Annotated in this window: 23 protein-coding genes; 10 read left to right on the forward strand and 13 right to left on the reverse strand. The window is 64.8% G+C overall.

Features of this window, described 5'->3' with window-relative positions; translation table 11 throughout:
- The first annotated feature begins 6 nt into the window (after nt 1-6).
- Nucleotides 7-714 (forward strand): glutamine amidotransferase-related protein, encoded by a 708-nt coding sequence (locus A9O65_RS05675; protein ID WP_064701587.1) that lies wholly within the window; start codon nt 7-9, stop codon nt 712-714.
- Here A9O65_RS05675 and A9O65_RS05680 read toward each other — a convergent pair.
- Both A9O65_RS05680 and A9O65_RS05685 read right to left on the reverse strand, forming a co-directional pair.
- Complete coding sequence (locus A9O65_RS05680) at nt 711-1,508, reverse strand: TraX family protein (protein ID WP_064700063.1); 798 nt, start codon at nt 1,506-1,508, stop codon at nt 711-713. The genes A9O65_RS05675 and A9O65_RS05680 overlap by 4 nt on opposite strands.
- A gap of 112 nt (nt 1,509-1,620) precedes the next feature.
- On the reverse strand, nt 1,621-3,819 hold the full coding sequence (locus tag A9O65_RS05685; protein ID WP_064701588.1) for a heavy metal translocating P-type ATPase: 2,199 nt from the start codon (nt 3,817-3,819) through the stop codon (nt 1,621-1,623).
- 91 nt (nt 3,820-3,910) lie between these two features.
- On the opposite strand from A9O65_RS05685, the gene cadR reads away from it, so the two are divergent.
- On the forward strand, nt 3,911-4,363 hold the full coding sequence (gene cadR, locus A9O65_RS05690) for a Cd(II)/Pb(II)-responsive transcriptional regulator (protein WP_064701589.1): 453 nt from the start codon (nt 3,911-3,913) through the stop codon (nt 4,361-4,363).
- A gap of 122 nt (nt 4,364-4,485) precedes the next feature.
- Here the strand turns inward: cadR and A9O65_RS05695 are convergent, their stop codons facing one another.
- From A9O65_RS05695 to A9O65_RS05720, 6 genes are all read right to left on the reverse strand, one after another.
- A complete protein-coding gene (locus tag A9O65_RS05695; protein ID WP_064700060.1) occupies nt 4,486-5,253 on the reverse strand; it encodes a transporter substrate-binding domain-containing protein in 768 nt (255 codons plus the stop codon).
- A gap of 147 nt (nt 5,254-5,400) precedes the next feature.
- Nucleotides 5,401-6,132, reverse strand: coding sequence for an ABC transporter permease (locus A9O65_RS05700; protein ID WP_064701590.1), 732 nt, complete (start codon nt 6,130-6,132; stop codon nt 5,401-5,403).
- The gene (locus tag A9O65_RS05705; protein ID WP_064700059.1) at nt 6,132-6,836 is read right to left on the reverse strand and encodes an ABC transporter permease; all 705 of its coding nucleotides are present in this window, start codon (nt 6,834-6,836) and stop codon (nt 6,132-6,134) included. Before A9O65_RS05705 ends, A9O65_RS05700 begins: the two co-directional genes overlap by 1 nt.
- A 24-nt stretch (nt 6,837-6,860) precedes the next feature.
- Complete coding sequence (locus A9O65_RS05710; protein WP_064700058.1) at nt 6,861-7,631, reverse strand: ABC transporter ATP-binding protein; 771 nt, start codon at nt 7,629-7,631, stop codon at nt 6,861-6,863.
- Between the two features lie 229 nt (nt 7,632-7,860).
- Complete coding sequence (locus A9O65_RS05715) at nt 7,861-8,853, reverse strand: succinylglutamate desuccinylase (protein ID WP_064700057.1); 993 nt, start codon at nt 8,851-8,853, stop codon at nt 7,861-7,863.
- A gap of 212 nt (nt 8,854-9,065) precedes the next feature.
- The gene (locus tag A9O65_RS05720) at nt 9,066-10,085 is read right to left on the reverse strand and encodes an SMP-30/gluconolactonase/LRE family protein (protein WP_064700056.1); all 1,020 of its coding nucleotides are present in this window, start codon (nt 10,083-10,085) and stop codon (nt 9,066-9,068) included.
- A gap of 183 nt (nt 10,086-10,268) precedes the next feature.
- On the opposite strand from A9O65_RS05720, the gene A9O65_RS05725 reads away from it, so the two are divergent.
- A complete protein-coding gene (locus A9O65_RS05725; RefSeq protein WP_064701591.1) occupies nt 10,269-11,204 on the forward strand; it encodes a class I SAM-dependent methyltransferase in 936 nt (311 codons plus the stop codon).
- Nucleotides 11,205-11,208: 4 nt separating this feature from the next.
- Here A9O65_RS05725 and A9O65_RS05730 read toward each other — a convergent pair whose 3' ends face one another.
- Nucleotides 11,209-12,147 (reverse strand): 4-hydroxyproline epimerase, encoded by a 939-nt coding sequence (locus A9O65_RS05730; RefSeq protein WP_064700054.1) that lies wholly within the window; start codon nt 12,145-12,147, stop codon nt 11,209-11,211.
- Nucleotides 12,148-12,268: 121 nt separating this feature from the next.
- Between A9O65_RS05730 and A9O65_RS05735 the strand changes: the two genes are divergently transcribed.
- From A9O65_RS05735 to A9O65_RS05745, 3 genes are all read left to right on the forward strand, one after another.
- Nucleotides 12,269-13,597, forward strand: a complete 1,329-nt coding sequence (locus tag A9O65_RS05735; RefSeq protein WP_139180687.1) for an NAD(P)/FAD-dependent oxidoreductase — start codon at nt 12,269-12,271, stop codon at nt 13,595-13,597.
- Between the two features lie 64 nt (nt 13,598-13,661).
- On the forward strand, nt 13,662-15,095 hold the full coding sequence (nhaC, locus tag A9O65_RS05740; RefSeq protein WP_064701592.1) for a Na+/H+ antiporter NhaC: 1,434 nt from the start codon (nt 13,662-13,664) through the stop codon (nt 15,093-15,095).
- A 224-nt stretch (nt 15,096-15,319) separates the two neighbouring features.
- Entirely contained in the window at nt 15,320-16,891 is a 1,572-nt protein-coding gene (locus A9O65_RS05745) for an alkaline phosphatase (RefSeq protein ID WP_064701605.1), read from the forward strand.
- Between the two features lie 65 nt (nt 16,892-16,956).
- On the opposite strand, the gene A9O65_RS05750 is transcribed toward A9O65_RS05745, so the two are convergent.
- Nucleotides 16,957-17,640 carry a GntR family transcriptional regulator gene (locus A9O65_RS05750; RefSeq protein ID WP_064700052.1) on the reverse strand — a complete coding sequence of 228 codons (684 nt, stop codon included), beginning with the start codon at nt 17,638-17,640 and terminating at the stop codon, nt 16,957-16,959.
- A gap of 246 nt (nt 17,641-17,886) precedes the next feature.
- Between A9O65_RS05750 and A9O65_RS05755 the strand changes: the two genes are divergently transcribed.
- Both A9O65_RS05755 and A9O65_RS05760 read left to right on the forward strand, forming a co-directional pair.
- The gene (locus tag A9O65_RS05755; protein ID WP_064700117.1) at nt 17,887-18,837 is read left to right on the forward strand and encodes a dihydrodipicolinate synthase family protein; all 951 of its coding nucleotides are present in this window, start codon (nt 17,887-17,889) and stop codon (nt 18,835-18,837) included.
- 34 nt (nt 18,838-18,871) lie between these two features.
- Complete coding sequence (locus tag A9O65_RS05760) at nt 18,872-20,449, forward strand: aldehyde dehydrogenase (NADP(+)) (RefSeq protein ID WP_064701593.1); 1,578 nt, start codon at nt 18,872-18,874, stop codon at nt 20,447-20,449.
- 28 nt (nt 20,450-20,477) lie between these two features.
- Here the strand turns inward: A9O65_RS05760 and A9O65_RS05765 are convergent, their stop codons facing one another.
- On the reverse strand, nt 20,478-21,551 hold the full coding sequence (locus A9O65_RS05765) for a tartrate dehydrogenase (protein WP_064700050.1): 1,074 nt from the start codon (nt 21,549-21,551) through the stop codon (nt 20,478-20,480).
- Between the two features lie 165 nt (nt 21,552-21,716).
- Here A9O65_RS05765 and A9O65_RS05770 point away from each other — a divergent pair, with 165 nt between their 5' ends.
- Together A9O65_RS05770 and A9O65_RS05775 are read left to right on the forward strand one after the other, a co-directional pair.
- Nucleotides 21,717-22,667: a LysR family transcriptional regulator gene (locus A9O65_RS05770; protein WP_064700049.1), complete on the forward strand. Its 951-nt coding sequence runs from the start codon at nt 21,717-21,719 to the stop codon at nt 22,665-22,667.
- On the forward strand, nt 22,664-23,989 hold the full coding sequence (locus A9O65_RS05775; RefSeq protein ID WP_064700048.1) for a glycosyltransferase: 1,326 nt from the start codon (nt 22,664-22,666) through the stop codon (nt 23,987-23,989). Before A9O65_RS05770 ends, A9O65_RS05775 begins: the two co-directional genes overlap by 4 nt.
- Nucleotides 23,990-23,995: 6 nt before the next feature.
- Here the strand turns inward: A9O65_RS05775 and A9O65_RS05780 are convergent, their stop codons facing one another.
- Nucleotides 23,996-24,673 (reverse strand): TVP38/TMEM64 family protein, encoded by a 678-nt coding sequence (locus A9O65_RS05780; RefSeq protein WP_064700047.1) that lies wholly within the window; start codon nt 24,671-24,673, stop codon nt 23,996-23,998.
- A 104-nt stretch (nt 24,674-24,777) separates the two neighbouring features.
- The gene (locus tag A9O65_RS05785) at nt 24,778-25,725 is read right to left on the reverse strand and encodes an ABC transporter substrate-binding protein (RefSeq protein ID WP_064701594.1); all 948 of its coding nucleotides are present in this window, start codon (nt 25,723-25,725) and stop codon (nt 24,778-24,780) included.
- Nucleotides 25,726-25,774: the final 49 nt, after the last annotated feature.

Consider the following 25,774-nt stretch of genomic DNA (forward strand, 5'->3'; position numbering starts at 1 on the left):
GGGGCAATGCGCATAGGGCTTTTGCAGTGTGACGACGTGGCGCCGGAGTTGCGGGAGCGCCACGGCAACTATCCGGCGATGTTCGAGAGACTGTTCACCTCGGTGGACCCGGCATTGACCTTCCAGGTATGGCGTTGCCTGGATGGCGAGCTGCCGGACGATGTCGATGCGGTGGATGCCTGGCTGACGACCGGCTCCAAGTTCGGTGTCAATGACGGCTTGCCGTGGATCGAGGATCTGTGCGGCTTCGTCCGACGCCTGTGGGAGGCCAACAGGCCTCTGGTGGGCATCTGCTTCGGTCACCAGCTGATCGCCAAGGCGTTGGGCGGCGAGGTCGTCAAGAGCTCCAGGGGCTGGGGCGTGGGCATGTCGTTCAATGACGTGGCGCAGCGGGCCGACTGGATGGATCCATGGCAGGAAGGGCTCGATCTGGTGGTCAGTCACCAGGACCAGGTGAACACGCTGCCGCCGAATGCCCGGGTGCTGGCGGGAAGTGACTTTTGCCCCCGGTACCTGATGCAGGTCGGCGAATGTTTTCTCGGCGTGCAGGGACACCCCGAGTTCTCCAAGGCCTATTCGGCGGACCTGATGCGACTGCGGCGCGACCAGGTTGGCGCGTCCCGGGTGCGGGAGGGCCTGGCCAGCCTCGATGCGCCGGTGGACGACCAGCTGATGGTGCGCTGGATACTCAATTTCATGCGCCGATGCCTCTAGGTCGCGAGCCCGCCCGACACCCAGAGCCACAGGGCGATGGCAGCGAAGTGGCCGGGATACCAGCCCAGCCACAATCGCCGTGGCATGCGCAGCGGCACCTCGGAAGGAAGCCGATGGGCGCCGGCGGCCAGCAGGAGCACTGCCAGGGTGGTGGCGACGGTGAAGGACTTGGCCATGTCGGAGCTGTTCATCAGGCCGGCGACGATCAGCACTGGCAGTGCCATGGCGGTACTGGCCAGACGGTTGGAGACGCCATTGCCACTCCGGTGCAGGTGCGCCATGGCGAGCATGTAGAGCGGAATCATCAGCAGGCCCAGGTGGCTGTATTCGACGACGTGGCCGGCCAGGGTCCAGACCACCAGGGCGATGCCGGCTTCGACGGCCAGGCGCCGGCGCCCCAGTGCGCCCCGCTCCAGGCGCTCAGGCAGGGCGCGTGCCCAGGTGCCGCCGGCCAGGCCCAACGACAGCGTGAAGCAGATGTTGAGGATCAGGCCATCGGCCTCCCGTGGCATCAACATGTAGGGAAGCTGGGCGATGAGGCCGATCACCAGCACGCGTCGCGCGTAGCGCAGCGGGTTGCGGGTATTGAAGAGGCCATGCCAGGCCACCATGGCGGCGAACAGCGGGAAGGCGACGCGCCCCACCGATGAGTCGGCCCAGCCCAGCCCCCAGGCATCCGGAACCACGTAGCGGGCCAGGTGATCGAGCGTCATGGTGATCAGGGCCAGCCACTGGCCCCAGCCTGTCCAGGCGGACGACGGGCGCGTGGCAGCGGCGGTGGAGACGTGCTGCATCTGATGTCCCTATCTGAAATGATGACTCCCTACTGACCGACAGCGAGGAGCTGGGTTCCGCGTATGGCGCGACTGTCGGTTTCTTGCACGGGGTGTCGCCATTCGAGGGCACTCAAGCGATCCGAGCACGCAGCAGACGCAATCCATTGGCGATGACCAGCAGGCTGGCGCCCAGGTCGGCGAACACCGCCATCCATAGCGTGGCCTGACCGGCGAAGGCCAGGACCAGAAAGACGGCCTTGATGCCGAGGGCCAGTACGATGTTCTGGACCAGCACGGCGTAGGCGGCCCGGGACAGGCGGAGGAAGGTCGGTAGCTTGCCGAGGTCATCGTCCATCAGCGCGACATCGGCGGTTTCGATGGCCACGTCACTGCCGGCCGCTCCCATGGAGAAGCCGATATCGGCGCGGGCCAGTGCCGGGGCATCGTTGATGCCATCCCCGACCATGCCGGTCACGCCACGCCGTCCGTATTCCTCGATGATGGCGAGCTTGTCCTCGGGCAGCAACTCACCCCGAGCGCTGTCGATGCCGGCTTCCGTGGCGATGGCACTCACCGCGTGCCGGTTGTCGCCGGACAGCATCAGCGTCTTCACGCCCAGGCCATGCAGGGCCTCGATGGCCGCCAGACTGGTGGGCTTGAGCGGGTCGCGCACGGCGAACAGCGCGAGGATGCTGTCGTTGGAGCCCAGCGCCACGACACTGGCGCCGCGACGTTCCAGCGCTTCGATGCGATCGGCAAGCGTCGCGTCTATCAGCCCCTTCGCATCGGCCATCCGGCGGTTGCCGAGCCAGAGCGCCCGGCCGTCCACGCAGCCCTCGACCCCCTGACCGGGACGTTCGCGGAAATCATCCACGCGGCCATCATCCGAATCCGGTGTAAGGGCACGATGAATGGCGGCGGATACGGGATGCGTCGAGCGGCCGGCGAGCAGGGCGGCCTGGCGTGTCAGGGTCGCGCGCGTGCTTGCATCCAACGGCTCGTCGAGGGGTTCCCAATGTTCCAGCGAGGGCTCGCCCTGTGTCAGGGTGCCGGTCTTGTCCAGAGCCAGCCAGCCGAGTCGTCTTCCCTGCTCCAGGAAGCGGCCGCCCTTGACCAGGATGCCGGCGCGGGCGGCAGCCGACAGGCCGCTGACGATGGTGACCGGGGTGGAGATGACCAGCGCACAAGGGCAGGCGATCACCAGCAGCACCAGCGCCCGGTAGATACCGTCCAGCCAGGCACCGCCGACGACCCAGGGCCAGGCCAGGGCCGTGAGCAGCGCCACGGTGAAGACCACGGGCGTATAGATGGCGGCGAAGCGGTCGATGAAACGCTGGGTGGGAGCCTGGCTGGCCTGGGCCTGCTCGACGGCATGGATGATGCGCGCCAGTGTGGTGTCGCTGGCCTCTCGAGTGGTGCGGATGTCGAAGTCGCCGTCATGGTTGATGGCACCGGCGAAGACGCTGTCGCCGGGCGCCTTGTCGACAGGCAGGCTCTCGCCGGTGATCGGCGATTCGTCCAGGCTGGGATGGCCCCGCACCACCTCGCCGTCCAGCGGCAGGCGCTCGCCCGGGAGTACCCGCACGATCTCGCCGATGGCCACATCCTCGGCGGCCACGGTCTCCCATTCTCCCGCTTCCGTGCGGCGCCGGGCCTGTCGGGGCGCGCTGTCCAGCAGATCGCGGATGGCACGGCGGGCACGTTCCAGAGAGCGTGATTCGATGTGTTCCGCCAGGGTGAACAGCACCATCACCATGGCGGCTTCCGACCAGTGGCCGATCAGCAGGGCGCCGGTCACCGCCACGCTCATCAGGGCATTGATGTTGAGGGTGCGGTGGCGGATCGCGACCCAGCCCTTGCGCCAGGTCGGCAGACCCACCAGGGCGATGGCCGGCAGGGCGAGCAGCGGGGCGAGCCAGGTGGTCCAGGGCCAGGGTGTCCAGCCGACGACCTCGGCGGCCAGGGCCAGGAGTGCCGCCAGTATCAGCTTGCCCCAAGGGGTGTCGTTGCTTTCCAGTGCTGCGCCGCTTGAAGCCTCGTCGACATCCAGAAGGTGAGGCGTCATGCCCAGGTCGCGAACGCGTGCCTGAAGCGCTGCGGTGTCGGCGTCGTGATGGTGGATGCTGAGGACCCTGGCCATCAGGTCGAATTCCAGCGCAGCGACGCCGGGCGCCGAGCCCAGAGCCTTGCGGAGCAGGGCTTCCTCGGTGGGGCAGTCCATCTCCTGGATGCGCAGACGCAGCGTCTCGCTGCCTGCCGGGGCGGACACGGCCTCGCGAGGCTCGGTGTGCTGGCTACCGCAGCAGCCATGTTCATGGGCATCGGACATCTCGGGCTCCGTTCATGATATCTTGTGCCATGACACACCCTATAGTCTGTATAGGGTCAAGCCCTGGCCCCGAGTTGAGTGGAGGTCGATGATGAAGATCGGTGAGCTGGCGATGCGTACGGGATGCCGGGTCGTGACCATTCGCTACTATGAACGGGAAGGTCTGCTGCCGGAGCCGGAACGCAGCGAGGCGAATTACCGCCTGTACGGCGAGACTCACGTCGAACGCCTGGCCTTCATTCGTCACTGCCGGGCGCTGGACATGACCCTGGACGAGATTCGCGCTCTGCTGGCGTGCCACGATGACCCGGAGGGAACCTGCCACCGGGCTGATGTCCTGATCGACGAGCACCTGACGCATGTGAAGGCGCGTATCGCCCAGCTTCAGGCCCTGGAAGACACGCTGGTGGCGCTGCGGGCGCGTTGTCAGGGGCAACGCTCGGCCGCCGAATGCGGCATCCTCAATGCCCTGGCACAGCCACCACGGGACGCAGCATTGAATGAGGACGCCGAACACGTGCCCGGCACGCATCCCAGGCGATGAGCGGTGCCGGACGAGAGAAGAAAAGCGGCCCCTGTTGTCAGGGGCCGCGCGTCAAGGTCAGAGCACGAGGCGCTTCAAGCGCCGAGCCATTCACTCACTGACGTACTCATTCACCGAAGTACTCATTCACTGAAATACTTGGCCTCGATGTCGGCGTAGGTGCCGTTTTCCTTCAGGGTGGCGAGTGCCTCGTTGAAGGCCTCGGCCAGCGCTTCGTCGCGCTTGCGGAAGGCAATGCCGAAGCCATCGCCGAAGTACTGCTTGGGTTCGGTGATCTTCTCGCCTACAGTCTTGTAGTCACCCGCCTCGCTGTCGAGCAGAGTGGACTTGCCCACCGGGAAGTCGAGGAAGACGATGTCCAGGCGGCCGGAGTCCATGTCCAGGACCATGTCGTCGGCGGTGGCGTAACGGTTCACGTCGGCCACGTCGCCGTACATGTCGGTGACATAGTTGTCCTGGAGAGTGCCGCGTTGCACGCCGATGGACATGCCCTCGAGCGTTGTCTCGTCGGGGGCGGTGATTTCGCTGTCTGCCGGTGCGAACCAGGCGGAGGGCGGGGTGAAGTAGGGATCGGAGAACAGCACCTGCTCACGGCGTTTGTCGTTGATGGTCATCGACGACATGATGGCGTCGTACTTGCGGGCCATCAGGCCGGGGATGATACCGTCCCAGCCTTGCACGACCCATTCGCACTTGATGCCGATCTCTTCGCACATAGCGTTGCCGAGCTCGATGTCGAAGCCGGTCAGCTCGCCGTCGGCGGTGCGGTACTCCATGGGTTCGTAGGGCACATCGACACCGATGCGGATGTCGCGGACCTCGGCGTTGGCGACGCCGGCGATCATACCGGCGCCCAGTACGCCGATGCTCAGGAGCTTGTTGAGTTTCATGAGGCGTTTCCCTTTTTGTTGATAGCTTCACCGCTAGAGCGCGAGTCGCTCAGCGCCTTGGGTGATGACCTATCCACCATAGCCGAAGCTCGGGTAGGTCGAAAGGCCGTGAACGAACGTTGTGAACCAACGTTCGTTCGACGGTCGTCAGCCGCTGACCGGCTTGAGGTGAGCGAGCAGCCGCTTCTCCAGGTGACGGAAGAAGTAGATGATCGTGAACGTCAGGCAGAGGTAGATGGCCGCGACGAACAGGAAGGCGTCGAAGGGCGCGTAGAAGCGGGCATAAACGAAACGGGCCGCGCCGGTCAGGTCCATGATGGTCACCACGCTGGCGATGGCGCTGGCATGGAGCATGAAGATCACCTCGTTGCCATAGGCCGGCAGCGCGCGGCGGAAGGCGCTGGGCAAGACGATGCGGCGCAGCATCAGGGCGCGTGACATGCCGTAGGCGCGGGCGGCCTCGATCTCGCCCTTGGGCGTGGACTTGATGGCGCCGCGGAAGATCTCGGTAGTGTAGGCGCCGGTATTCAGCGTGAAGGCGATCAATGCCGGCACGAAGGGTTTTTCGAGAATGACCCACAGCCAGGTGTCCTGGATGCCCTCGACGAAGACCACGCCATAGTAGATCAGGTAGAGCTGGACCAGCAGTGGCGTGCCCCGGAACACGTAGCAGTAGAAGAAGATCGGCAGACGAATCCAGGCATGCTTGGACCCGCGCCCGATGGCGAGTGGCACGGCCAGCACCAGGCCGATGATCAGCGAAAGGAAGACCAGTTGGACCGTGGTGACCAGGCCTTCGCCATAGTAGGAAAGGGTCTGCAGGGTGAAGATGCTGTTGTCGGCCAGTTGCGCCTGCAGCCAGTTCATCAGGCTTTCCATCAGTCCGCCTCCCCGTAGCCGATGTCATAGCGTTTCTGCAGTCGCGCGAAGCCCCATTCGGAGACGCTGGCGATCAGCAGGTAAACGGCGGCGACGATGATCATGAAGGTGAAGGGTTCGCGGGTGGCCTTGGAAGCCTCGGCGGCCACCCGGACCATGTCGGAGAGACCGATCACCGAGACCAGGGCGGTGGTCTTGAGCAGTACCATCCAGTTGTTCGAGAGCCCCGGCAGGGCGTGGCGCATCATCTGCGGGAAGCGGATGCGGCGGAACACCAGCCAGTGAGACATGCCATAGGCACGGCCGGCCTCGATCTGGCCGTTGTCCACGGCGAGGAAGGCGCCGCGAAACGTCTCGCCCATGTAGGCCCCGAAGATCAGTCCGATGGTCGCCACGCCGGCGACGAACTCATTGATGTTGATAAAAATGTCCACATCGAACTGGGTGTAGAGCCAGTCGGTGAACATGTTGATGCCGATCTGCCCGCCGAAGAACAGCAGCATCATCAGCACCAGGTCGGGTACGCCGCGTATCAGGGTCGTGTAGAGGGTGCCGAGACGATGCAGCACCCAATTGCGCGACATCTTGGCACTGGCCGTGGCCAGGCCCAGCACGATGGCAAGTATCAGCGATAGAACCGCCAGTTCGACGGTGACCAGGGCGCCTTCCGCGAGGCGTGGGCCGTAGCCGTGCAGGTCGATCATGGGAGTCTCCTCATCCGGGCCGTCTCAGTGCTTGGGCGCCAGGAACTGCTTGAGCCGCTCGGAATTCGGGTTGCCGAGGACCTGGTCGGGCGCCCCGGCTTCCTCGATCTGCCCCTGATGCAGATAGATCACCTGGGTGGAGACATCGCGGGCAAAGGCCATCTCGTGGGTCACGACGATCATGGTGCGGCCTTCCTCGGCGAGATCGCGCATGACCTTGAGCACGTCGCCGACCAGTTCCGGGTCGAGTGCCGAGGTGGGCTCGTCGAACAGCATCACTTCCGGGTCCATGGCCAGTGCTCGGGCGATGGCGCCGCGCTGCTGCTGGCCGCCGGAGAGCTGCGCCGGGTAGTAGTCGGCGCGATCCGCGAGGCCGACGCGTTCGAGCAATTGGCGAGCATGGTCGATGGCGTCGCGCTTCGATTTGCCGAGGACATGGACCGGTGCCTCGATGACGTTCTCGAGCAGTGTCATGTGGGCCCACAGGTTGAAGCTCTGGAACACCATGGACAGCTTGGCACGCATGTCGACGACCTGCTTCCAGTCCGCCGGCTCGCGACCGTGGCGCGTTTCCTTGAAACGGATGGATTCGCCGTGGACGATCAGTTCGCCTTCGTTGGGTTGCTCCAGCAGGTTCATGCAACGCAGGAAGGTACTCTTGCCGGAGCCGGAGGCTCCGATGAGGGTGATGACATCGCCCTTGTGGGCCTGCAGGGACAGGCCCTTGAGGACTTCGGTATTGCCGAAGCGCTTGGTGATGTTGCGCACTTCCAGCGGAATCGGGGTATCGGCCATGAAACGGGCTCCAGTTCGGGAAAGGTCGCCTGGGTCGGGACCGGACAGCATGTGGGCCGGCGCGAAAAGGTGGGCGATTCTAACAGGCCAGACGGTTGTCGGCAGGCCGTGTTGATCGATCGGTCATGCGACCTTGGTCTATGGAGGCGTGGGTCTCAAGCATAAAATAACTCCAAGTTGTTGTTATTTTGCAGTTTTAATAACCGTTGGTGAAGCGTGTATGGCGGCGTTATTGCGTTTCGGCATCCCGTACCGGAGTGACCAGCAGAGCCGCCCGGGCGCCGAGCTCGACGCGAGCGTTGGGGAAGACCACGCGCAAGGGCGTATCGCCGACCGTGAAGGGGCCAGCCTCGGCATCCTCCGACAGCCGCGTGCCGGGGGCGAACTCGGTGAAGTTCGGGGTGTCATCGGGAAAGCATAGCTGGAAGCCTTCGGCATGGCGGATCAGCTCATGCTCGACCCGGAAGAAGGCCATCCGCGAAGGGGGGGCCGAGGCGGGTTCGCGCCCCTCCAGTAGCGCGTCGAGCAGTTGGCCCATGGGTGCCAGGGGCGCGAGATCGTTGGCGCCGAAGGGCAGGGCGCGACCAAGCTCCAGGGTGAAGGCCTGGGCACCATGGTAATGCTTGCTGTAATGGGAGAAGGTCCAGCTGTGATCGTGCTGGTGAAGGACCGCCTGGATATCGGCGCCGGCCAGCCATTGCCATTGCTCGGGGGAGGTGACAGTGTCGGCGAAGGGGTCCACCGCGAAGCGGGGATACTGGCTGTCGCGGATCGCCGTGTGCAGGTCGTAATGTAACCGGGCACGGTCCGGATGGCGCGCATAGAAGGCATCCACCGCGTCCATCAAGGTGCGGGCCCGGTCCGGTTCCATGCCATCCTCGCCCAGGTCACGACGGAACAGGCGGTTGAGGTTGGTGTTGACGAAGCGGGCGCCGGCACGAATGGCCTCGAGATTGCCCAGGATCACCAGCACGGGGCTGCCCAGACGCAGCAGGCCGGCTTCAAGGCGGGCGAGGCTGGCGCCGAGCAACTCGATGGGGGCCGTTTCATTGCCGTGGATGCCAACCGACAGCACCACAGCGGGCGTCTCGGCCTCGGGGGCATCCGGCGTGAGCTCCAGCAGCCCTGGCCCCATGAAGCGGAATCGTCCACCTGGGATGTCGCCCTGTGCGGGGGCCGAGGCCGATCCGCCCAGGCTCCGCTCCAGCCAGTCAGCCAGCATGGCGGTGTTCCCGGCAAGGCGCGAAGGCGTTATCGACGCTCGAGTGTGGCAGGCTAGGCTCGGTGATCATGTCGCTCCCGGTCGTGGCTTCGTCATGGGTCTCGCTACCTTCATCACTGTCGACGGAGGGCTCAAGACCCGGCGTCGACTTGATGAAAGAGGCGGGTGCGATAATGAAAAGCCACGCCGGGAGTGGAGGCGTCGGCGCGTTTTCAGGCGCCGCGAGTGGCGGTGTAGAGTGTGTAGATCGACTGGCTCGCCGTCATCAGCAGGCGATTGCGATCTTCTCCCGTGAAGCAGACATTGGCGCAGATCTCGGGGAGCAGGACGCGCCCGATCAGGGTGCCCTCCGGGGTGAAGACGCTGACACCATCGATGCCTTCACCACCGGAGGTGCCCACCCAGAGATTGCCATCCGCGTCGCAGGTCAGGCCGTCGTATCCTTCCTCGCGGCTTTCGACGAGGCGCTGCGGGTTCTGCAGGGCCTTGCCGTCCTCGGCGAGGGTGAAGCGCGTGATGGTGGCCGGCTGGTCCGGATGGTGGGAAGGCGCGGTATCGGTAATGTACAGGCTGCGGCCATCCGGCCCGAGGGCGATGCCGTTGGGCTTGTACAGTTCGGTGGTCAGCACCCGGGGCTCGTCCATGCCGTCTTCCCAGTAATAGACCGCCGTGTCTAGTTGTAGCTCTCGGCGTTGCCCCTCATAGTCGACATGGGCGCCATAGCCCGGATCGGTGAAGATCAGGCCCCCGTTGTCCAGAGCGATGACATCGTTGGGGGCATTGAGCGGCTTGCCATCATGGCGCTCGGCCAGCACGCTCATGCTGCCGTCCCATTCGTAGCGAACGACGCGGGCGGGGGAGTGCTCGCAGGCGATCAGCCGGCCCCGGTTATCGAAGGTGTTGCCGTTCGAATGGCCAACCTTGTGTCGCAGCACCGAGACCTCGCCGGTGACTTCATCCCAGCGCATCTGCCGTGCCCGGGGAATGTCGCTGAAGACGGCATAGCGACCCACGGCGTTCCAGGCCGGGCCCTCGAGCCACAGGCCGCCTGTCCATTGGCGTTCCAGGGGGGTATTGAACAGCATGTAACGCTCGAAGCGTTCGTCGATGACCTGCCAGGTGGCGTCCGGGTAACGCGATGGCGCCGTGTTGCCGGCCAGCAGGCCAGGCGCGGCCACGGCCGCTCCGAGAGCCACGGAAGCGGTGAGAAACTGGCGTCGTTCCAGGGTCATGAAGGTGTCCTTGTCGTTATCGAGTGAATGGACCTGCAGGCGCGGATGGCCCGTGCTGTCAGCGTATGTGGTGTCATCGATTTTGTATGTTATACATTTTGGCGATATGCCGTCGTTCACTGCCGGAGGAGGCGTTTTCGTGCCGTAGGCCGAGAGAGCGGCAGCATGGGAGAGCAAGCGCGAATGACCAATGATGACTCCGGAGCAGAGAAACGCGACGGGAGCGGCCAGGCGGGCATGCTTGGGGATGCCGAACGGTTGGCTCGGCACTATGCCGGCGCTGGTGGCATAAAGGGGGCGAATCGCGAAACGCTACTCGACGGGTTGCGTCGCGCCTTCGTTGCCAGCGGACGGAACCCGGATCGTCTGACCCTTGATGACATTGCCGGCATCGACCAGCTGCATCTAGGCGGGCGGCGTGCCAGTCGCGCGCTGGCCCGGCTTGGCGAATTCTCTCCGGGCGTTCGCGTGCTGGATGTGGGATGCGGAACTGGCGGGGCCAGCCGGTTGCTGGCTGCGGAGCACGGTGTCGAGGTGGTCGGCATCGATATCACCGCGCCTTTTGTCGAGGTGGCGAGATGGCTGAGCCGGGCCACGGGGCTGGCGGCGCACACACGGTTCTGTTGTGCCGATGCCGCCCTGGTACCATTACCGGATGCTTGCGTGGATGTCGTCTGGTGCCAGCACGCGTTGATGAACATGCCGGATACGGAGGCGGTTCTGAAGGAATGGCGCCGCCTGCTGGTGCCGGGAGGCCGGGTGCTGTTGCATGAGGTCGTCGCCGGCGAAAATCCCGCCGAGCTGATGCTGCCGGTGCCCTGGGCCAGGGAGCGCTCGACGAGCCACCTGCAGACGCCAAGGATGCTGGAACGGCGACTGGCAACGGCCGGTTTCCGGCCGCTCGAGGTGGCCGATGTCACCGCTGAGGCACTGGCCTGGCGTCGCAGGCACGATCGTCAGGCGACACGCCGCCAGGCATCGGCCGTACTGCCCGGGCCAGTCGAGCTCTTCGGTGACAGCTTCGATGAGATGGGGCGCAACCTGCTCGCCAACCTGGCCGATGACAGGGTGCGCATCATCGAGGGCGCCTGGGGCTGGCAGGGAGACGAACGGGCGTGATGTGTCAGCCGGGGTGCCCGATTCCCCAGGCGAAGGGATCCGCTTCGTCGATGGTCAGCGTGGCCTCGGCGCTGATATGGGCCCTGCCGCGAAGGTAAGGACGAATCCGCTCGCCTTCCGGCTCGTAATGCGCCTCGAACTCGCTGCCGGTGATGCTGGCCTGACGCCAGACTTGACCGGGGGACAGCTTGCCGTCGGCCGCCAGGCAAGCCAGCTTGGCGCTGGTGCCGGTGCCGCAGGGCGAACGATCATAAGCCTTGCCGGGGCAGAGCACGAAGTTGCGGCTGTCGGCGTCCGGGTCCTCGGCGAACAGCTCGATATGATCGATCTCTCCACCATCCTCGCCGGTGACGCCCTGTGCCTCCAGCGCCTGGCGAATCGCCCAGGTGAAGTCAGTCAAGGCGTCGACGTTGTCCAGTGCGAGGCGTTGCCCATGATCGCTGACCAGGAAGAACCAGTTGCCGCCCCAGGCGATGTCGCCATGGAGGCGGCCATGGCCGGCCACATCTAGGGGGACCGCCCGCCGATAGCGATAGGCCGGCACATTGCGCACGGTCACGCTGCCGTCTTCGTGGAGCCGTGCCTCGATGGGGCCGACCGGCGTGTCAATGCGGTGCAGGCCGGGTAACAGCCGACCGTGATGGGCCAGGGAGGCGACCAAGCCGATGGTGCCGTGGCCGCACATGCCCAGATAACCGCTGTTGTTGAAGAAGATGACCCCACAGGTGGCCCCGGGGGTATCCGGCTCGCAGAGCAGGGCGCCGACCAGGACGTCATGGCCCCGCGGTTCCAGCATGCAGGCGGTGCGCCAGCGATCATGCTCGCCGCGCAGCCGCTCGAGCTTTTCTTGCAAGTTGCCTGAACCGAGGTCGGGGAAGCCCTCCAGCACGAGCCGGGTGGGTTCTCCACCGGTATGGGAATCGATCACCTGGATGCGCTTCATGCATCGTCCTCTCATTGTGTATTGGGTGATGGTCGCGGACTGATTCGGGTCGGCCATGCTTGCCAAGATAGATTATATATTTTATACATTCAACGGAAAGCACCTCAGGCGAGCAACGATCATGACCCAGGCGAGTCCCGATCCGAAGGCTTCCCCGCAAGCCCGACCCATGGTGGGTACCGGCTTTGATGATGCCGATATCGTGGTAGTCGGTGCCGGTGTGGTCGGTACGGCCTGCGCCTTGGCACTGGCACGCCAGGGCCTTCGGGTACGGGTGCTGGACAGCGATGCGCCGGGCATGGGGGCGTCCTTCGGCAACGCCGGCCACCTAGCCACCGAGCAGGTCTTTCCCATTGCCGATGCTTCTCTGCTGAAGCGTATTCCCGGCATGCTGATGGATCCACTCGGGCCGCTACGGCTGGACTGGCGATATTTGCCGAAGGCAGCGCCCTGGCTGATGCGACTGCTGTGGAATCTGCGCTCGTCTCCCTACCAGCGAAGCGTGTCAGGCATTCGGGCGCTCAACGAAGTGAGCCTGGCGGCCTGGCAGGAACTGCTGGCGTCCATCGGGCGTTCCGACCTGCTCTGTGGTCAGGGCTCTTTGCTGGTCCACGAGAAGGCCGAGACGGCGGATGCCTTGGCGGCATCGGCGACACGTTTCGCGGCGCATGGCGTCTCGCTGGAACGGCTGGACGGCGAGGAAGTCCGTCGCCGGGCGCCTGGACTGTCGGAGCGCATCCGTGGAGGCCTGTTCTTCCCCGATACCGGCCATGTGATCGATCCCCTCCAGGTGGTGAAGGAGCTGGTGAGGGCTGCCGAGGCCGCCGGGGTGCGGTTCTCCCGAGCCGCCGTGCAAGGCGGATGGGCCGATGCAGGTGGAGTTCGTCTGGAGACGAACCAGGGCCGATTGTCGGTGCCGAGGGTGCTGGTCGCCGCCGGCGCCCATTCGGCCTCGCTGGTCGCTGCGCTGACCGGGGTTCGGGTGCCGCTGGACACCGAGCGTGGCTATCACCTGATGCTGCCCCGGGAAGTCGAGCGGCTCTCCATGGCGGTCACCTCCCTGGAGCGGCGTTTCATCATGACGCCCATGGCCGAGGGGCTGCGACTGGCCGGTACCGTGGAGTTCGCCGGCCTCGAACGTCCTCCACGGATGGAACGCGCCTGGCAGCTTCGAGAGCTGGCGCGGGGGATGTTTGCCCGCCCCCTGGACGAGACGAATGCGACCCCCTGGATGGGCTTTCGCCCTTCCTTGCCGGATTCGCTGCCGGTCATCGATCGGGCCGGCCCGGAAGGGCGGGTCTGGCTGGCCTTCGGGCACCACCATCTCGGGCTGACCCAGGCTGCCATCACGGCCCGCCTGGTCAGCCAGTTCATCTCTCCCGAAAGGGAACCCACGAAAACGGCATTGCCGTCGCTGGCCCCCTACCGGCTGGCGCGTTTTGCCCGATAGTCAGGCCGGCGCTGGTCGGCATCGAGTCAATACAACATTGCGACAACAACAAGCGGAGTGAGTCATGAACGAGCAGCAAGCGGGGGGCCGTCTGCCTTCCTTGGGTGAAGTGGGTGCCGTGATGGTGGGCTTCATCGCCATCATGTTCCTGTTCATCAATGTCTTCGGACTGCCCATACAACTGGCCCTGTTCACCTCATGGTTCCTGGTGATGGGACTCGGGCTGAAGCTCAAGCTTTCCTACGAGGCCATGCAGCGGGGGCTGATCGACGGCATTCATAACGGCATGGAAGCGGTGCTGGTGCTGATCACCGTGGGAGCACTGATCGGTACCTGGATCGCCGGTGGCATCGTGCCCAGTATCATCTACTACGGATTGACGGTGATGAGCCCGCAGATCTTCCTGTGCGCGGCCTTTCTCATCTGTGCCGTCACCTCCCTGTCGACGGGTACCTCCTTCGGCACGGCAGGGACCGCCGGCGTCGCCATGATCGGCATCGGCCATAGCTTCGGCATTCCACTGCCGCTGGTGGCCGGCGCGGTGATCTCCGGCGCCTATGTGGGCGACAAGATGTCGCCGTTGTCCGATACCACCGTGATGACAGCCTCGCTGTGCCGGGTGAAGCTGGTGGATCACATCCGTTCCATGTCGCTCGTCAGCGGCCCCGCGGCGCTGATTGCCGCCCTGCTGTTCCTGGTGGTGGGCTTCTTCTATGTCGGTGAAGATGTCGATACTCAGCGCGCCGACATGGCCATGCAGGCCCTGCAGTCGCATTTCACCATCAACGGTTGGTTGTTGCTGCCGGCCGTCGTCGTCATCGGCCTGTTGGTCCGCCGTTATCCCGCCATCCCGGTGATCACCTTCGGTGCCGTGATGGGGATCCTCTGCGCCTGGCTGGCTCAGGGCGTGGCACCGCTCGATGCCATGCGGACCGCCTATGTCGGCAATGCCATGCAATCCGATGTGGACTTCCTCAATACCCTGCTCAACCGGGGCGGCATCGAATCCATGCTCGGGGTCATTGCTCTGATCCTGTTCGCCCTGGGACTCGGCGGGCTGATGGAGCGCGTCGGCGTACTGCAGACGATCAGCAACGGCTTTTTGCGCTGGGCCGACAACCCCGGTCGTCTGACGCTTTCCACCATGTTGGGGGGCTTTTTCGGCAACTTCTTCGGCGGGGCGGCCTATGTCTCCCTGATCACCGCCAGCACCATCACCGAGAAGAACTATGACAAGCAGGGCATTGATCGACGCGTGCTGTCCCGCAACGCCGAGGCCGGGGGCACCATCACCACGCCCATGGTGCCCTGGACGGACGGTGGTGTCTTCATGGCCATGACGCTGGGGGTCTCCACGCTCAGCTACCTGCCGTTCCTCTGGTACCACATGCTGGTGCTGTTGATCACTCTCTTCTACGGCTACGCCAATATCGCCATCTGGCGAACCGGCGAGGCTCAGGAAGACGACGCCACGCTGGGGGTTGCCGCGAAATCCTGAGCGGCGCTCCCTCACTGGCCATGTCGGGTTGGCTCGGCATGGCCTTCCTCAATGGCCGAGGCTACCGTGAAGAGGGCATTTCGGCTCATATTGATCATGTGAAGAGTGTCCATGAGAACGGGCCTGGCCTTCACCGTGCTTGGCTATTTATTCAGCATTTCCGTAGTGTGAAGTTGCGCATTACCGAGAATAACCGACAAAAAGGATGAGTCATGATATTTCGCATGAAGCTACGAGCGGCGATTGGCCCCGTGATGGGGAGTGTAATGCTTGCCTCGGTCGCGGCGCCGGCCGGTGCCGCCGAGGTCAGGAACGTGATCCTGATGATCGGAGACGGCATGGGACCCCAGCAGGTGGGGCTGCTGGAGACCTATGCCAACCAGGCGCCCGACTCCATCTACGACGGCGAACCGACGGCGTTTTACCAGTTGGCCAAGGAAGGTGTCGTCGGTGTCTCCCTGACGCATCCCGAGGATGCCGTCGTCGTGGATTCCGCCTGTTCCGCCACGCAGTTGGCGAGCGGTATCTACTCCGGTAGCGAAGTGATTGGTATCGACGCCGAGGGCAATCCTGTCGAGACGGTGCTCGAGCTGGCCAAGGCGCAGGGCAAGGCAACCGGCCTGGTCTCGGACACTCGCCTGACCCATGCCACGCCTGCCGCCTTTGCCGCCCACCAGCCCCACCGTTCGCTGGAGAACGAGATCGCCGTGGACATGCTCGAGGTGGGGCCCGACGTCATGCTCTCGGGCGGGCTGCGCCATTGGGTGCCGCAATCGGCGAGCGAAGATGCCGAGGTCACGGACCTGATGGATGGCGCTTATGAGCCGGTATCCAAGCGCCAGGACGATCGAAACCTGCTCGTGGAAGCGGCCGAAAAGGGCTATGGCCTGGCATTCAACCGCGAGCAACTCGAGGCCGATCAGAGCGACAAGCTGCTGGGCCTGTTTGCCAACTCCGGCATGGCCGATGGCATCGAGTATCGCAATACCAAGAGTGATGCCGACCGCCTCGAGCCGTCCCTGCACGAGATGACGCAGGCCGCGCTGAACAGGCTCGAGCAGGATGAAGATGGCTTCTTCCTGATGGTCGAGGGTGGACAGATCGATTGGGCCGGGCACTCGAACGATGCCGGCACCATGCTCAACGAGATGGTCAAGTTCGAGGAAGCGGTCCAGGGCGTCTACGACTGGGCCAAAGGGCGCGACGATACCGTGATTCTGGTCACCGCGGACCATGAAACGGGCGGGTTCGGGCTCAGTTACTCATCGGCCGACCTGCCGGAACCGCAGTCGAAGTCGGGGCCTGCCTTCGCGGAGCGGGACTATGCGCCCAACTTCAACTTCGGTGACGTCGCGCTTCTCGACTCTCTCTATCAACAAAAGGCCAGCTTCTCGACCCTGCTGAGTGAATTCGGGGCGCTCGACGAAGCGCAGAGGACGCCGGCTCGTCTGATGGAAATGGTCAATGCCAACAGCGACTTCCAGATCGACGAGGCCCAGGCGGAAGCGGTCCTGGCCAACAAGCCGAACCCCTACCACGTGGAGGGGCACAGCTATCTCGACGCCGAGGAGGTGCCGGCCATCCAGGACTTCGATGCCTTCTACCCCTATAAGGATCGGGGCGATGTGCTGGGGCGTGTCCTGGGCACCGAGCAGAATGTCGTCTGGGGCACCGGTACGCATACCCACACCCCGGTGAATGTCTTCGCCTGGGGGCCGGCCGAGACGATTCTGCCGGTGTCCTCGATCCAGCATCATTCCGAGGTTGGCCAGTACCTCAAGACACTGGTCGAATGACTCGGTACGGGCGGCCCTTGCTGCACGCCGGTGGCGGCAAGGGCCATCCCGGCGCTTGATGCCGATTACAACTGGGCGGTGTCCGGTGTCTGGCTGGCCTGGACTCGCCCCTCCAGCACGGCGACGATGCCTTCGCAGGCTTCCAGGATGTGCCGCTCCAGCAACTGGCAGGCGGCATCGACCTCGCCTTGCCGGGACAACTCGAGCAGGTCGTGGTGTTCCCGTTCGGCCTTCTCGATCGCCTGGGTATAGAGCAGCTGCATGCGGATATAGCGGTCCGACTTGGTGTTGAGTTGCGACACCAGGTTCATGGCTTCGGGAAGATCGGCGGGGTGGTAGAGCGCCTCGTGGAAGGCGAAGTTGTAGTCGCTCCAGTTATCGATCTGGCTGCCGCTGTCCAGGGCGGCATCATATTCCTGGAGGATGTGTTCCGCCTTGTGGAGAGCGGCCTCGGTCATCCGCGGGATGGCCTGTCGCAGCAGGTGACCTTCCAGCAGTACCCGCAGATCGAAGAGTTCGCGGATCTTGGCCACCGAGAGCTCGGTCGTGAAGGCGCCGCGGTGCGGGTAGAACTCCACCAGGCCTTCGGCCTCCAGAGTGAGCAACGCTTCGCGTACCGGGATTCGGCTGACGTCATAGTCCGCGGCCAGGGCATCCTGGCGGAGCTGTGTGCCACCGGGAAACTCGCCGTTCAGAATGCGGTGGCGGATGTCATCGGCAACGAATCGGGCGCGGGTCTTGTAGGCCATGGTGGAGTCGGCGGCTCGAGAAGGAAGTTTTATACAGTATACATGAGCCGTTGGTCATTCTGGTAAGTCGCCGTGTGGCGAGGCCGATGTCCTCCGCTTGAGGTGGGGCCTTCACGTGCTGTCGTCCTTGTTTTGAGCGACAAGGGTTCAAAAGTTGTTTTGAAGATTGTATAAAATATAAAAAGAGCGGCGAAAGCATGGCTGCCAATGCACTGGACTGACCCGAGACCCCTGGAGGGATCAATGATGAACGACAATATTTTCACTGGCTGTATTCCTGCCCTGATGACGCCCTGCACGCCGGAGCGCAAGCCGGATTACGATGCGCTCGTCGCCAAGGGGCGCGAGCTCATCGATATCGGCATGAGCGCCGTGGTGTACTGTGGCTCGATGGGGGACTGGCCGCTGTTGACCGAGGCCGAACGTCAGGAAGGGGTGGCGCGCCTGGTTGCCGCCGGGGTGCCGACGATCGTCGGCACTGGTGCGGTGAATTCCAGAGAAGCCGTTTCCCACGCGGCCCATGCCGCCGAGGTCGGTGCCCACGGACTGATGGTCATCCCTCGCGTGCTGTCGCGCGGCACCTCGTCCGTGGCCCAGAAGGCCCATTTTTCCGCCATTCTGAAGGCCGCGCCGAACCTGCCGGCCGTGATCTACAACAGCCCTTACTACGGTTTTGCCACTCGTGCCGAGCTGTTCTTCGCTCTGCGCGAAGAACATCCCAACCTGATCGGCTTCAAGGAGTTCGGTGGCGCCGAGGATCTGCGCTACGCGGCAGAACACATCACGTCGCAGGACGACGACGTCACCCTGATGGTCGGTGTCGACACCACGGTGGTCCATGGTTTCGTCAACTGCGGTGCGACTGGGGCGATCACCGGTATCGGCAATGCCCTGCCGCGGGAGGTCCTGCACCTCGTCTCGCTGAGCAAGCGAGCCGCGCGAGGCGACGTCCAGGCGCGCCGTCAGGCGCAGGAACTCGACGCCGCCCTGGGCGTTCTGTCTTCCTTCGATGAAGGGCCGGATCTGGTGCTGTATTACAAGCACCTCATGGTGCTCAACGGTGAGCGCGAATACGCCTTGCACTTCAACGAGACCGACGTCCTCAGCGATGCACAACGCCACTATGTGGAGGCGCAGTACGCGCTGTTCCGCGAGTGGTATGCGCAATGGTCCGTTGCCGTCCGCGACGGTCATTGAAGCGAAGCGAGGCAACGTCAAGGAGACGAGTGGTATGACACTGGAAGGCAAGTTACTGATCGGTCAGCAGGCCGTGGAAGGCAGTCGCGTGGCCATTCGGGCCATCAACCCGGCCACGAACGAGTCGCTCGAGCCGGGGTATCCGGGTGGGACCCAGGCCGACGTCGAGCGGGCCTGCGAGCTGGCCTGGGCGGCGTTCGATGATTACCGCCACACCTCGCTGGAGGCGCGTGCCGCCTTTCTCGAGGCCGTGGCCGACGAGATCGAGTCGATCGGTGATGACCTGATCGAACGCGCAATGGTGGAAACCGGGCTGCCACAGGCACGGCTCCTGGGGGAGCGCGGGCGCACCTGCGGGCAACTGCGGCTGTTTGCCAGGACGGTGCGCGCCGGCGAGTGGCTCGATGTGCGCGTCGACCCTGCCTTGCCGGATCGCCAGCCGCTGCCGCGCGCCGATCTGCGACAGCGCCATGTCGCTCTCGGCCCGGTGGCGGTATTCGGCGCGAGCAACTTCCCGTTGGCCTTTTCCGTCGCCGGTGGCGACACGGCATCCGCCCTGGCCGCCGGTTGTCCGGTGATCGTCAAGGCGCATTCCGCGCACCCTGGTACCAGCGAGCTGGTCGGGCGGGCCCTTCAGGCGGCGGTCAAAAAGTGCGGACTGCCGGAAGGCGTGTTTTCCCTGCTGTTTGGTTCCGGTCGCGAAGTCGGCCAGGCTCTGGTCAAGGACTCGCGGATCAAGGCGGCCGGCTTCACCGGTTCGCGCAGCGGCGGCCTGGCGCTATGGCAGATCGCCCAGTCGCGTCCCGAGCCGATTCCCTTCTACGCCGAGATGAGCTCGATCAATCCGGTGTTCCTGTTGCCAGCAGCGCTCAATGCGCGCGGCCAGGCGCTGGGTGAGGCCTTCGTCGGTTCGCTCAACATGGGAGCCGGCCAGTTCTGCACCAATCCGGGGCTGGTGATCGCGGTCAAGGGGGCGGCCCTCGACGCCTTCATGGCGGCTGCCGCTGAAGAGGTCGAGGCCAGTGCTGCCCAGACCATGCTCACGCCGGGGATCTTCGAGGCCTACGAAGACGGCGTGGTCACGCTGGCTGGCAACGACAGGGTGCGTGAGGTCGCGCGTGGCCGGAAGGGCGAAGGCCCCAATCAGTGCCGAACCGGTTTGTTCGCGGCCTCGGCACAGGATTTCCTGGCCAGCGAGGCGCTGCAGGCGGAAGTCTTCGGCGCCACCTCGCTGGTGGTCGAGTGCTCGGGTGTCGCCGAGCTTGCCAAAGTGGCCGAGTGCCTGGAAGGCCAGCTTACCGCCACGCTGCAGATGGACGACGCCGACCTGGATGCCGCCCGCGCCTTGCTGCCGACGCTCGAGCGCAAGGCGGGACGGATTCTGGTCAACGGTTGGCCGACCGGTGTCGAAGTGTGCGATGCGATGGTTCACGGCGGGCCCTTCCCGGCGACCTCGGATACCCGCACCACGTCCGTCGGCAGTGCGGCGATCTTCCGGTTCCTGCGCCCGGTCTGCTATCAGGACATGCCGGATGCGCTGCTGCCGGATGTCCTCAAGGCCCATAACCCGGAAGGCCTTGAGCGTCTGGTCGACGGTCGGCGCGAAGGCTGATCATGCCTGGGCCCAGGTAGCCACTGGGTCAGCTCGCGATGCGCTCGGCGATGGCTCGCCCCAGGGCCTGCGTCGAGCCCTGACCGCCGAGGTCCGGCGTCAGGATACGTTCGTCGCCTTCGTCGAGGACCGCTTCGATGGCGGCGAGCATCGCGCGCCCGGCCTCGGGATATCCGAGGTGTTCGAGCATCATCGCTCCGGACCAGATCTGGCCGATGGGATTGGCGATGCCGCGCCCGGCGATGTCCGGCGCGCTGCCGTGCACCGGCTCGAACAGGCTGGGAAAGCGTCCTTCCGGATTGATGTTGGCTGAAGGCGCCACGCCGATGGTGCCGGTGCAGGCCGGGCCGAGATCGGAGAGGATGTCGCCGAACAGGTTACTGGCCACCACCACGTCGAACCAGTCCGGGTGGAGCACGAAGTTGGCGGTCAGGATGTCGATGTGGAACTGATCGACCGAAACCTCCGGATAGTGCTCGGCTGCAGCGGCCACGCGCGTGTCCCACCAGGGCATGGTGATGGCGATGCCATTGGATTTGGTGGCCGAGGTGAGTTTCTTGCGAGGGCGGCTGGCGGCCAGGTCGAAGGCGTATTTCAGCACCCGGTCGACACCGGTCCGGGTCATCACCGTCTCCTGGATGACCACTTCGCGGTCGGTGCCCTCGAACATGGTGCCACCGACGCTGGAATATTCGCCCTCGGTGTTTTCGCGCACCACGTAGAAGTCGATGTCGCCAGGTTGCCGGCCGGCCAGCGGGCTCTTGATGCCGGGCAGCAGTCGGCAGGGGCGAAGGTTAACGTACTGGTCGAACTCACGGCGGAATTGCAGCAGCGATCCCCATAGCGATACATGGTCCGGGACCTTTTCCGGCCAGCCCACCGCACCGAAGAACAAGGCGTCGAACTCACCGAGGATCTGGCGCCAGTCCTCGGGCAGCATCCGGCCGTGTGCGAGATAATAGTCGCAGCTGGCGAAGTCGAAGGTCTCGAAGTCGAGTGCGATATCGAAGCGTCGTGCGGCGGCCTCCAGGGCACGCCGGCCTTCCGGAGCCACTTCGGTGCCGATGCCGTCGCCGGGCATCACGGCGATGCGATGGGTCATGTTGTCACCTCTTTTCATGTAGTAGCCGTCATGGCGTACCAGGGAATGGAACCGGGTCGCATGGCCGGGCGCTGACTGTCCGGGTCAGGCATAGCCTACTCCTTGGGCGGAAAGAGATAATCGGGCTAGAGTGAAAGGTATTGTTGCGCATGAGTGGAGAATATCTTGTCTCAGCTCGATGACCTGGCCTTCTTTCAACGCCTGGCGCGGGCCGGTAGCTTGACCGCCACCGCCCGTGAGCTGGGACTCTCGCTCTCGGCGGTGAGCAAGCGGCTCAAGCAGCTCGAGGCTCGCCTGGGCGTCTCCCTGGCCCATCGCACCACGCGGCGGTTGACGCTGACCGCCGAGGGCGAGCTCTACCTGAGCCGGGGCGCGGCGATCCTCGACGAGCTCGGCGAGCTGGAGGAAACGCTGGGCGATCACCGAGCCGAGCTGTCCGGACCGCTGCGCATCAATGCCACCTTCGGTTTCGGTCGGCGGCATGTGGCGCCGCTGTTCTCGGACTTTTGTGCCCTTCACCCGCATATCGAGGGCAGTCTCGAGCTGACCAATTTCCCTGCCAGCCTGTTCGAGCAGGGATTCGATATCGGCATTCGCGTCGGTGCGCCGCCGGACTCGCGCCTGGTGGCACGACGCATCCTCGCCAACCGCCGCGTGCTCTGCGCGGCGCCGGCCTATGTCGAGCGCATGTCGCCGCTGCGCGATCCCCGCGATCTGTCGTCGCATCCCTGTCTGGTGATTCGCGAGAACGGCAGCGACCACACCGTGTGGCGCTTCCAGCGTCGTGACACGCCAGGCGAGGAACGTGCGGTGAAGGTAGCGGGTCCCATGGCCAGCAACGATGGCGAGGTGGTCCGCCGCTTGGCCCGTGACGGTCATGGCGTGGCGCTGCGCTCCTGGTGGGATGTCCACGATGACTTGTCCGCAGGACGTCTGATCGAGCTGCTGCCGGAGTGGCGAGGAGTGCGCGCCGACTTTCATGCCGTGTATCATCAGCGTCGCCACGTGCCCTTGCGGATTCGTGCCTTCGTCGCCTATCTCGAACGGGAGATGGCGGGACGCGTGCCATCGCGCTCGCTTCCCCGGAGTGTTCTGACAGGAGAGTCGCCCCAGTGAATGTGCTGATGTTCACCAATACCTACCAACCGATCGTCGGCGGGGTCAGCGAGTCGGTGCAGCGTCTCAAGCGTCAGCTGTGCATGGCGGGCCACCGTGTCCTGGTCGTGGCGCCTCGCCTGGAGGGCCAGCCCGAGAACGAGACGGATGTGGTCAGGGTGGCGGCGGTACAGCACTTCAACGGCAGCGACTTCTCCTTGCCTGTGCCGATGCCCGGTCAACTCTACGAAGCCATCGAGGATTTCGAACCGGATATCGTCCACTCCCATCATCCCTTCCTGCTGGGCGACACCGCCGCGCGTGCCGCCGAGACCTATGGCCTGCCGCTGGTGTTCACCCACCATACGCTCTATGAGCATTACACCCATTATGTGCCCGGCGATTCGCCGCGCATGCAGCGCTTCGCCATCGCGCTTGCCACCCAGTACAGCTGGTTGTGCGACAGCGTCATTGCGCCCAGCGAGAGCATCCGCGACCTGCTGCTCGAACGCGAGGCTAATTCGGCAATTCGGGTGGTGCCGAGCGGTGTGGATACCAACCGTTTCGCGCTCGGCAACGGGGAGGATTGCCGGCGCCGCATGGGCATTCCCGAGGATGCGTATGTCATCGGCCATCTGGGCCGGCTGGCGCGGGAGAAGAACTTGCCTTTCCTGGCCGAGGCGGTATCACTGGCGCTGAGCAGGCGTCCCGAGGCGCACTTCCTGGTCGTCGGTGACGGCGATGCCGCCCAGGTGATGCGCGAGATCGCCGAGGAACAGGGCGTGGCGGAGCGCTTTCACTTCACGGGGCGCCTGCAGGGGCGGGCGTTGATCGATGCCTATCATGCCATGGATGTCTTCGCGTTCGCGTCGCACAGCGAGACCCAGGGCATGGTGGTCGCCGAGGCGATGGCCGCCGGCTTGCCGGTGGTGGCGGTCGCCGCACCGGGTGTCGTCGAGGTGGTGGTGGATGGCGAAAACGGGCGCCTGCTGCCCGAAGACGACACCGAGGGACTGGCCTGCGCGCTGGAGGCACTGGCCGAGGCGCGATGTCGTGAGCCGTTGCGCCAGGGGGCTCTGGAGACGGCGGCCAACTACGATGAGCGGCGCTGTGCCGAGCGCTGCCTGTCGGTCTACCGCGACGTCATTGCACGGGGCGGTCCCTTCACTCACGCCGACGACGGCGGCTGGGACCGGGTCAGGGGGCGCCTGGGCGCCGAATGGCAGATGCTGTGCTATCGGGGACGATTGCTGCGTCACCTGGTTCAGGGGGAGTGGGAGCAGGAGCGCCCCTCCTGGTGGCCGGGCGGCCGCCAGGATGAGCCCAGCGTCCCCTCGGAGTGATCCTCTTCAACGGCGACGGCGCCGCTCCGCCCAACGTTTGAGGCCGTAAAGTACCCCGATGCCCGCCAACAGTCCGAGCAGGGCCAGGACCGCTTCTCGGCTGCTCTCCGCGGTGACCAGCTCGCCAAGCTGGCTGCCCAGCAGAGTGATGCCGACCAACCCCGGCACGATGCCCAGGGTCGAGCCGATCATGTAGTCGCGAAAGCGCAGGTGGAAGGCGCCGGCCATCATGTTGGTCAGAGTGAAGGGAGCCAGTGGCAGCAGGTTGACGACGGTCATGGTGCGGATGCCGCGCCCTGAAAGATAGCGGGAGAGGCCCTTGAGGTGCTTGCCACCGTGGCGCAGCAAGGCATCGCGCCCCAAGCGGCGTCCTATCCACCAGGTCAGGATGGAGGCGGCCAGGGTGCCGGCCAGGGCATAAGCAAAGCCCCACCAGGGACCGAACAGCAGGCCGGTCAGGGCGACCAGCAGGCTCAGCGGGAACATCACCAGCGAGGCGGCGGCGTAGATGGCGACCACCACCAGTACCGCCCAACTGGTATCGCGCCAGGCCACCGAGCCTTGGGCCAGCGCCATCAGGCTATCCACGGTGAGCAGGTCCTGCATGGCTAGCCATTGCCATAGCAGGCCGAGGGAAACGAGAGCGAGCAGGACGATGAGAAGAATGCTGAGCGGGCGGGACATGAGGCAAGCGATTTCCTGGTGAACGTCTCGCCACAGGATACGGCAGAGTGCCCGATGGCCAAAGTGACCATCGGGCATTGCGGCCTTTGTGGCTCAGCAGTGCCTCATTCGGCACTCCCTTCACCGAAGGTGCCTTCGACGGCTGGCCAGGCAGGTTCGCCGTCACGGGTCGTCACGCCTTCCAGCATGGCCTGGACGCGCGAAGGGTGCTCGCGCAGCCACTGTCGGGCCACGCTCTCTGCACTGCGTTCCTGCTGGCCGAACTCGCGAATCATCCAGCTCTGCTCTTCGGCGGAGAAGGTGAAGTTGGTGAAGAAGTCGACCAGGTTGGGATGTGCCTCAGCGTAATCGCTGCGTGCTACGGTCAGCACCTGGCTGGCGCCGTTGTTCTCGCCGAACAGGTCTTGCGGATCGTCGAGATAGCGCATGTCCAGTTCGAGGTTCATCCAGTGAGGCGTCCAGCCGACCCAGACGATGGGCTCCTCCCGGGAGATGGCGTCGCGGGCCGCGGTGAGCATGCCGACCACGCTGGTATCCACCAGTTGCCAGTCACCCAGCCCCCAGGTGTCGTTGGCGATGGCCTCGTTGAGGATCTCGCTGGCGGCAGAGCCGGCGCCGAAACCGAAGATCTTGCCGTCGAAGTCGTCCCGGTTGGCATCCAGGTCGGCGAAGCTCTGGATGCCTTGCGCGTAGAGGTACTCGGGAACGGCCAGGGTCATGCGCGCCCCGTCGACATTGTTGGCCAGCGAGGTGATCGCGCCGCTCTCCTCGAGCGGGGTATAAAGGCTGTTCTGGGCCGGCAGCCAGCCACCGAGGAAGACATCCAGATCGCCGCTGTCGAGTCCTTGATAGACGACCTGCATGCCGAGCTCTTCGGTACGCGTCGTGTAACCGAGCGGTGTCAGCAGTTGCGCGGCGATCTCGGTCTTGACGGTGATACCGGGCCAGGCCGGCACGCCGAAGTCCAGGGTGGCGTCGTCCGCCATCGTCGGTGCGGCAAGGCCGAGGACCAGAGGCAGGCTCAGCAGGGCGGCTGTCGAACGGGGTCGCATATTATTGTCTCCTGATGGCCGGGTCGTGGCGACCCGGCGATGGATTCAT

This window comes from Halomonas caseinilytica, from assembly GCF_001662305.1.
In the GTDB taxonomy this organism is placed as follows: domain Bacteria; phylum Pseudomonadota; class Gammaproteobacteria; order Pseudomonadales; family Halomonadaceae; genus Halomonas; species Halomonas caseinilytica.

Excerpts from the sequence above, each read along its gene's own strand:
- A9O65_RS05675 (WP_064701587.1), top strand. The coding sequence starts at position 7 with ATGCGCATAGGGCTTTTGCAGTGTGACGACGTGGCGCCGGAGTTGCGG.
- A9O65_RS05680 (WP_064700063.1), bottom strand. The coding sequence starts at position 1,508 with ATGCAGCACGTCTCCACCGCCGCTGCCACGCGCCCGTCGTCCGCCTGG.
- A9O65_RS05685 (WP_064701588.1), bottom strand. The coding sequence starts at position 3,819 with ATGTCCGATGCCCATGAACATGGCTGCTGCGGTAGCCAGCACACCGAG.
- cadR (WP_064701589.1), top strand. The coding sequence starts at position 3,911 with ATGAAGATCGGTGAGCTGGCGATGCGTACGGGATGCCGGGTCGTGACC.
- A9O65_RS05695 (WP_064700060.1), bottom strand. The coding sequence starts at position 5,253 with ATGAAACTCAACAAGCTCCTGAGCATCGGCGTACTGGGCGCCGGTATG.
- A9O65_RS05700 (WP_064701590.1), bottom strand. The coding sequence starts at position 6,132 with ATGGAAAGCCTGATGAACTGGCTGCAGGCGCAACTGGCCGACAACAGC.
- A9O65_RS05705 (WP_064700059.1), bottom strand. The coding sequence starts at position 6,836 with ATGATCGACCTGCACGGCTACGGCCCACGCCTCGCGGAAGGCGCCCTG.
- A9O65_RS05710 (WP_064700058.1), bottom strand. The coding sequence starts at position 7,631 with ATGGCCGATACCCCGATTCCGCTGGAAGTGCGCAACATCACCAAGCGC.
- A9O65_RS05715 (WP_064700057.1), bottom strand. The coding sequence starts at position 8,853 with ATGCTGGCTGACTGGCTGGAGCGGAGCCTGGGCGGATCGGCCTCGGCC.
- A9O65_RS05720 (WP_064700056.1), bottom strand. The coding sequence starts at position 10,085 with ATGACCCTGGAACGACGCCAGTTTCTCACCGCTTCCGTGGCTCTCGGA.
- A9O65_RS05725 (WP_064701591.1), top strand. The coding sequence starts at position 10,269 with ATGACCAATGATGACTCCGGAGCAGAGAAACGCGACGGGAGCGGCCAG.
- A9O65_RS05730 (WP_064700054.1), bottom strand. The coding sequence starts at position 12,147 with ATGAAGCGCATCCAGGTGATCGATTCCCATACCGGTGGAGAACCCACC.
- A9O65_RS05735 (WP_139180687.1), top strand. The coding sequence starts at position 12,269 with ATGACCCAGGCGAGTCCCGATCCGAAGGCTTCCCCGCAAGCCCGACCC.
- nhaC (WP_064701592.1), top strand. The coding sequence starts at position 13,662 with ATGAACGAGCAGCAAGCGGGGGGCCGTCTGCCTTCCTTGGGTGAAGTG.
- A9O65_RS05745 (WP_064701605.1), top strand. The coding sequence starts at position 15,320 with ATGAAGCTACGAGCGGCGATTGGCCCCGTGATGGGGAGTGTAATGCTT.
- A9O65_RS05750 (WP_064700052.1), bottom strand. The coding sequence starts at position 17,640 with ATGGCCTACAAGACCCGCGCCCGATTCGTTGCCGATGACATCCGCCAC.
- A9O65_RS05755 (WP_064700117.1), top strand. The coding sequence starts at position 17,887 with ATGAACGACAATATTTTCACTGGCTGTATTCCTGCCCTGATGACGCCC.
- A9O65_RS05760 (WP_064701593.1), top strand. The coding sequence starts at position 18,872 with ATGACACTGGAAGGCAAGTTACTGATCGGTCAGCAGGCCGTGGAAGGC.
- A9O65_RS05765 (WP_064700050.1), bottom strand. The coding sequence starts at position 21,551 with ATGACCCATCGCATCGCCGTGATGCCCGGCGACGGCATCGGCACCGAA.
- A9O65_RS05780 (WP_064700047.1), bottom strand. The coding sequence starts at position 24,673 with ATGTCCCGCCCGCTCAGCATTCTTCTCATCGTCCTGCTCGCTCTCGTT.
- A9O65_RS05785 (WP_064701594.1), bottom strand. The coding sequence starts at position 25,725 with ATGCGACCCCGTTCGACAGCCGCCCTGCTGAGCCTGCCTCTGGTCCTC.